Source organism: Citrobacter sp. TBCS-15 (assembly GCF_005280815.1).
GTDB classification, from domain to species: domain Bacteria; phylum Pseudomonadota; class Gammaproteobacteria; order Enterobacterales; family Enterobacteriaceae; genus Citrobacter; species Citrobacter werkmanii.
This window is the reverse complement of sequence record NZ_SZWK01000251.1, coordinates 456,608-462,808: the sequence shown is the minus strand read 5'-3', so window position 1 is coordinate 462,808 and position 6,201 is coordinate 456,608. Positions and strand designations below refer to the sequence as shown.

6 protein-coding genes are annotated in these 6,201 nt (G+C 52.3%); 2 read left to right on the top strand and 4 right to left on the bottom strand.

All coding sequences use genetic code 11. The features are described from left to right. Window positions 1–150: 150 nt before the first annotated feature. On the top strand, window positions 151–855 hold the full coding sequence (locus FDW96_RS15045; protein WP_042311382.1) for a FadR/GntR family transcriptional regulator: 705 nt from the start codon (window positions 151–153) through the stop codon (window positions 853–855). A gap of 3 nt (window positions 856–858) precedes the next feature. Further along, a complete protein-coding gene (gene mdtD / locus FDW96_RS15040) occupies window positions 859–2,286 on the top strand; it encodes a multidrug transporter subunit MdtD (RefSeq protein ID WP_137365898.1) in 1,428 nt (475 codons plus the stop codon). Here mdtD and rbsR read toward each other — a convergent pair. The 4 genes from rbsR to rbsC form a co-directional block, all read right to left on the bottom strand. After that, window positions 2,252–3,244, bottom strand: coding sequence for a ribose operon transcriptional repressor RbsR (gene rbsR / locus FDW96_RS15035; RefSeq protein WP_087857265.1), 993 nt, complete (start codon window positions 3,242–3,244; stop codon window positions 2,252–2,254). The genes mdtD and rbsR overlap by 35 nt on opposite strands. 3 nt (window positions 3,245–3,247) lie before the next feature. After that, entirely contained in the window at window positions 3,248–4,177 is a 930-nt protein-coding gene (gene rbsK / locus FDW96_RS15030; RefSeq protein WP_079225763.1) for a ribokinase, read from the bottom strand. A gap of 140 nt (window positions 4,178–4,317) precedes the next feature. Then, on the bottom strand, window positions 4,318–5,208 hold the full coding sequence (gene rbsB / locus FDW96_RS15025; RefSeq protein WP_006687780.1) for a ribose ABC transporter substrate-binding protein RbsB: 891 nt from the start codon (window positions 5,206–5,208) through the stop codon (window positions 4,318–4,320). Window positions 5,209–5,232: 24 nt separating this feature from the next. Continuing rightward, window positions 5,233–6,198 carry a ribose ABC transporter permease gene (gene rbsC / locus FDW96_RS15020; RefSeq protein WP_003023762.1) on the bottom strand — a complete coding sequence of 322 codons (966 nt, stop codon included), beginning with the start codon at window positions 6,196–6,198 and terminating at the stop codon, window positions 5,233–5,235. Window positions 6,199–6,201: the final 3 nt, after the last annotated feature.

Below are 6,201 nucleotides of genomic sequence, written 5' to 3'. Positions count from 1 at the left end.
GGAAATTTAAAATAACTTTCCGAGTGCGTATTTTTTCACCAAAAACACCATTAACATGCCATAAAATAAGCAATTTGCCGTTTTTGCAGCCGCAATCACACTTCCTGGTGGCATACTAATGAATAAGAAAAAGAGTAAGGAATAACATTCATGCCTTTAAATGCCCAACAGCTAGCCGCACAGAAGAATCTGTCCTACGTTCTGGCCGAAAAGTTGGCCCAGCGAATATTAAAAGGTGAATACGCACCGGGCGCTATCCTGCCCGGTGAAATAGAGCTGGGCGATCAGTTTGGCGTGAGTCGTACCGCAGTAAGAGAAGCGGTAAAAACGTTAACGGCAAAAGGTATGGTATTACCACGCCCGCGTATTGGCACTCGCGTCATGCCTCAGGCAAACTGGAACTTCCTCGACCAGGAGCTGCTTACCTGGTGGATGACGGAAGATAATTTCCCTCAGGTCATAAAACATTTTCTGGTGATGCGTATCAGCCTGGAGCCACAAGCCTGTTTGCTGGCGGCGACTATCGGGACGGCAGAACAGAAAGCGCATCTCAATACACTGATGGAAGAGATGGTCGAGCTGAAAAGAAATTTCCGGCGCGACCGTTGGATAGAAGTTGATATCGCCTGGCATGAGCACATCTATGAAATGAGTGCGAATCCGTTCCTTATCTCCTTTGCATCACTGTTCCATTCCGTCTACCAGACTTACTTTACCTCTATTACCTATAACGATGTGGTGAAGCTGGATTTGCACCAGGCTATTGTCGATGCGATAGAGGATAGCGATGGCGATCGCGCCTTCACCGCCTGTCAGGCATTGCTGATAGCACCAAACGTGCTACCGGATAAATAATATATGTCAGAAAAGAAATCTCGCAGTATGGCCGGGCTGCCATGGATAGCAGCCATGGCCTTTTTTATGCAGGCATTAGACGCCACTATCCTCAATACCGCTTTACCCGCAATAGCGCACAGCCTTAACCGCTCTCCACTCGCCATGCAGTCGGCTATTATCAGTTATACCCTGACGGTCGCCATGCTGATCCCGGTGAGTGGATGGCTGGCAGACAGGTTCGGTACCCGACGCGTCTTTATGATTGCCGTAAGCCTGTTTACGCTGGGATCGCTGGCCTGCGCGCTATCCAGTTCCTTAAGTGAACTGGTAGTTTTCCGCGTCATCCAGGGCATCGGCGGCGCGATGATGATGCCTGTTGCCCGTCTGGCTTTATTGCGAGCTTACCCACGCAGCGAACTACTCCCAGTGCTTAACTTCGTGACCATGCCGGGTCTTGTGGGCCCAATTTTAGGTCCGGTATTGGGCGGTGTTCTGGTCACGTGGGCCAGTTGGCACTGGATCTTCCTGATTAATATTCCCATTGGCGTGGCGGGTATCTTCTATGCACGCAAATATATGCCGAACTTCACCACGCCGCGCCGCGGCTTTGATATGACAGGTTTCTTCCTCTTTGGCCTGAGTCTGGTGTTGTTTTCCAGTGGTGTTGAGCTGTTTGGTGAGAAGCTTGTCGCTACCTGGGTCGCACTCAGCATTATTGTGACCAGTATTCTGTTGCTGCTTGCCTACATTCGTCACGCGCGTCGTCACCCAACGCCGCTTATATCGCTTCCAATATTTAAGACCAGAACCTTTTCCGTCGGGATCGCTGGAAACCTTGCCACGCGTCTGGGTACAGGATGTGTGCCGTTCTTAATGCCGCTGATGCTGCAGGTAGGCTTTGGATATCCGGCGCTAATTGCTGGTTGCATGATGGCGCCAACGGCGCTGGGATCAATACTGGCAAAATCAATGGTGACACAGGTACTACGCCGACTTGGCTACAGAAAGACACTGGTGGGTGTTACGGTGTTTATCGGCCTGATGATTGCGCAATTCGCTTTGCAATCTCCTGCCATGCCGGTCTGGATGCTGATCCTACCGTTGTTTATTTTAGGTATGGCGATGTCCACCCAGTTTACCTCAATGAATACCATCACTCTGGCGGACCTGACCGATGAGAACGCCAGCAGCGGTAACAGCGTGCTGGCCGTTACGCAGCAACTGTCGATCAGTTTAGGGGTCGCTATCAGCGCCGCCGTCCTGCGTATCTATGAAGGCATGGAAGGTACCAATACGGTTGAACAGTTCCATTACACCTTCATAACCATGGGCGCGATCACTATTGTCTCTGCGCTGATGTTTATGCTGCTAAAAGCCAAAGATGGACGTAATCTGATCAAAGATCGGCACAAGCCTAAACCGACCCCCGCGCCATCAAAACAGGAGTAAGTTGCAGGCGTTGTTGCTGCAATGCGGGCTGCGCCATCCGGTGGATTAACACATCGATGGCCAGTTCGCCCAATTCATCTTTGGGTTGATGGATGGTCGTCAGCGGCGGCGTCATATAGCGTGCCAGTTCGATATCATCATAACCCACCACCGCCATATCCTGCGGAATGCGCAATCCTGACTGATACAATGCCTGATACGCGCCGACGGCCATTGCGTCGTTCCCGGTGAAAACGGCCTGCGGTCGCTGTTTATGTGATAACAACGTTTGCATAGCTTCAAAACCACCACCGAACTCAAAGTCACCAGTGATCTCGTAACCTTCCGGGACCGGCAAGCCCGCTCGCTTCATGGCCGCCCGATATCCTTCCAGACGTAAACGCGCCGGTGTTTTATCCAGCGGCCCGGTAATACAGGCAATGCGGGTAAAACCTTTATCGATAAGATGCTGAGTGGCTAAGTCCCCGCCTAACAGGGAGTTATCCTGAATCAAATCGCTTTCACCATCAAAGGGCGACCAGTCCATCATCACGGTAGGGATAGAAGGATAGCGTTGCATAATCTCTCTGGAAGGCTGATGCGTTTCCGTGCAGAGCAGCAGCAAGCCATCCACCCTTTTTTGCATCAACGTTTCCAGATTGCGGTTCATGCGCTGTTCATCGCCTTCGGTATTGCATAACACCAGGCTGTAGCCGCGTTCAAAACAGCTACGTTCAACGCCGCGAACCAGTTCGGAATAAAAAGGATTGGTACTGGCAGTGATTAACATGCCAATGGTGCGGGTCTGGTTTAACTTGAGACTACGCGCCAGCGCGGAAGGCGCGTAGTTAAGCTCTTTAATTGCCGCTTCAACTTTGTCAGTGACAGACTCACTGACAAAGCGATCTTTATTGATGACGTGAGAAACCGTCGACGTAGAAACACCCGCCAGGCGGGCGACGTCCTTCATTGTAGCCAAGCGTTACCTCTGTTGACTTAAAAACGCTTCTATTTCTTCGCGCCATGGAACGGAAGGCTGCGCACCTTTACGGGTGACCGCAATCGCCGCAGCTGCATGGGCAAAACGGATCGCTTCAGGCAGCGGTATCTCTTCCAGTAACGCTGTAATTAATGCGCCGTTAAAGGTATCTCCGGCAGCGATGGTATCAACGGCGTCCACTTTAAAACCAGGCACTCGATGACCTTCACCATTCACGCTGGCCCACACTCCGCGACTACCTAAAGTAATCAGTACAGTATGGATCCCTTTCGCGTGTAATGCCTGCGCTGCTTTGGCCGCATCTTCATCGTTTTCTACCCGGATCCCCGTCAGCTTCTCAGCCTCGGTTTCATTCGGGGTAATAATATCCACCAGCGCCAACAGCTCGTCAGAAAGTTCACGCGCCGGAGCCGGGTTAAGGGCGACCGTGGTCTTATTTTGCTGGGCAATTTTTGCCGCAGCCAGCACGCTTTCGATCGGCGACTCTAACTGCATCAGTAAGGCGGAGGCCTGCGCAATGCGATCGCGCTGTGCTTCCACCAGCGCAGGAGAAAGGGCTGCGTTTGCACCGGCGTGAATGCCAATGACGTTCTCGCCATCACCATTAACAAAAATCAGTGCCACACCGGTCGATTCCCCCGAAATGACGCTGATCGGCGCAATATCGATATTATCTTTGGCCAACTGTTTACGCACACTTTCGCCAATATCGTCATCCCCCGTACAGGCAATGAACGCGATGTTCGCGCCACTACGACCCGCAGCAACAGCCTGATTAGCGCCTTTTCCGCCAAATGCGACCTGATAATGGCTACCGGTTACGGTTTCACCAGGCGTTGGGAAAGATTTAAGGTTGAGGATGTGATCGGCATTGATGCTGCCAAGAACGACGAGGTTGCCTGCGGTTTTCATGTTCGGAGTGTCCAGTAAAGTGCGCCACCGGGTTAGGGTGGCGCGTGCCCTGCTTTTCTTTTTACGCTTTCATCCTCAGAACCAGGTCCAGGGATGGCGTATTTATGTCTCCATCAGGCCGCGAGCGACCTGAATCGGTATTACTGCTTGATGACCAGCTTCAGATCAACCGGATATTTAGCCTGAACCTTCTCGCCTTTCAGAACCTTATCCGCAGTTTCCACGCCTTTCGCGCCGATCTGATCCGGTAACTGAGCAATGGTCGCAGCCAGTTTGCCATCATTTACTGCTTTTTCGCCATCTGGAGTGCCGTCAAATCCAACCACCATCACATCAGATTTACCCGCGGTTTGCAGTGCGCGCAGCGCACCCAGCGCCATTTCATCGTTCTGGGCAAATACGGCCTGCACGTCAGGATGTGCGGTCAGCAGGTTCTGCATGACGTTCAGACCTTTGGTGCGGTCGAAATCTGCCGGCTGGCTGGCCAGTACGTTAAATTTGTGTGCCGCAACAGCCTGCTGGAAACCTTCACCACGCTCACGCGCCGCTGAAGTACCGGCAATCCCCTGCAGTTCGATAACCTTCGCGCCTTCACCTGCTTTCTTCGCTATGTAATCACCCGCAATTTTACCGCCCAGCACGTTATCAGACGCAATGTGGCTCACCACATCACCTTTTGTAGCCTGACGATCCAGGGTAATAACCGGAATTTTCGCCTGGTTAGCCATCTTCACGGCGTTACCCACGGCATCAGAGTCAGTCGGGTTAATCAGCAGAATTTTAGTTCCACGAACCGTTAAGTCCTGAACGTTAGCCAGCTCTTTCGCCGGGTTGTTCTGTGAATCCAGAATCACCAGGTTATAGCCCAGTTTATCCGCCTCTTTTTGCGCGCCATCCTTCAGCGACACAAAGAACGGGTTATTGAGGGTGGAGACCACCAGCGCAATGGTATCTTTCGCCATCGCATTCGCGCTCACGGTGGCGCTCAGCGCAACAGCAGAAACCAGGGTAGCCAGTTTTTTCATGTTCATATTTAAGATGTCCTGTAATCGTTGTTACTGCTTTTTGTTGTCTACCAGTACCGCCAGCAAAATCACCACCGCTTTGACGATCATCTGGTAATAGGAGGATACACCTAACAAATTCAAACCATTATTGAGGAAACCAAGAATCAATGCGCCGATCAGCGTCCCAACAATACGTCCTTTACCGCCCGCCAGGCTGGTACCGCCTAACACCACCGCAGCGATAGCATCCAGCTCATAGCCAGTACCTGCCGTCGGCTGCGCAGAGGAGAGGCGAGCCACTTCAATGATACCCGCCAGCGATGCCAGCAGACCGCACAGGGAGTAAACGATAATTTTGATTTTACTCACGCTGATACCGGACAAACGCGTCGCCGCTTCGTTACCGCCCAACGCGTAGATATAACGACCCAGACGCGTATGATGCAGCATGTACCACGCCGCCAGGAAGACAATCCCCATGATCCACACAGGCGTAGGGACGCCTAACGGACGACCAATACCAAACCAACCAAACAGATCGGCATTGTCAGTAAACCCGGTATTTACCGGACTGCCGTTGGTGTACACCATGGTCACACCACGCAGTAGCAGCATCATCACCAGCGTGGCGATAAACGCCTGCACGCGGCCTTTCGCGACAATGACCCCGGTTACTGCGCCAATGGCAGCGCCGAGCGCCAGAGCAGCGGCAACGGCTACCAGCGCATTGACTTCAATACCGACAATGGACGCTGCAACCGCACCGGTAAGCGCCAGCAAGGAACCGACGGACAGATCGATACCCGACGTCAGGATGACCAGCGTCATGCCGACGGCCATGATGGCGTTTACCGACGTTTGCTGGAGAATGTTGAACAGGTTATTAACGGTAAAAAAGTTGGGGCTCATGGTGGAAACAATCGCGATCAGCACTAACAGAGCGATGAGCGACTTTTGCTCCAGAAGCCATGCTTTAGTGAAATAACGGCGACCAGAAACAGCCTGGGTAGTCATCTT

Bases quoted from the DNA above. Each gene is read 5' to 3' on its own strand.
- rbsK (WP_079225763.1), bottom strand. From the start codon at position 4,177: ATGAAAACCGCAGGCAACCTCGTCGTTCTTGGCAGCATCAATGCCGAT.
- FDW96_RS15045 (WP_042311382.1), top strand. From the start codon at position 151: ATGCCTTTAAATGCCCAACAGCTAGCCGCACAGAAGAATCTGTCCTAC.
- rbsB (WP_006687780.1), bottom strand. From the start codon at position 5,208: ATGAACATGAAAAAACTGGCTACCCTGGTTTCTGCTGTTGCGCTGAGC.
- mdtD (WP_137365898.1), top strand. From the start codon at position 859: ATGTCAGAAAAGAAATCTCGCAGTATGGCCGGGCTGCCATGGATAGCA.
- rbsC (WP_003023762.1), bottom strand. From the start codon at position 6,198: ATGACTACCCAGGCTGTTTCTGGTCGCCGTTATTTCACTAAAGCATGG.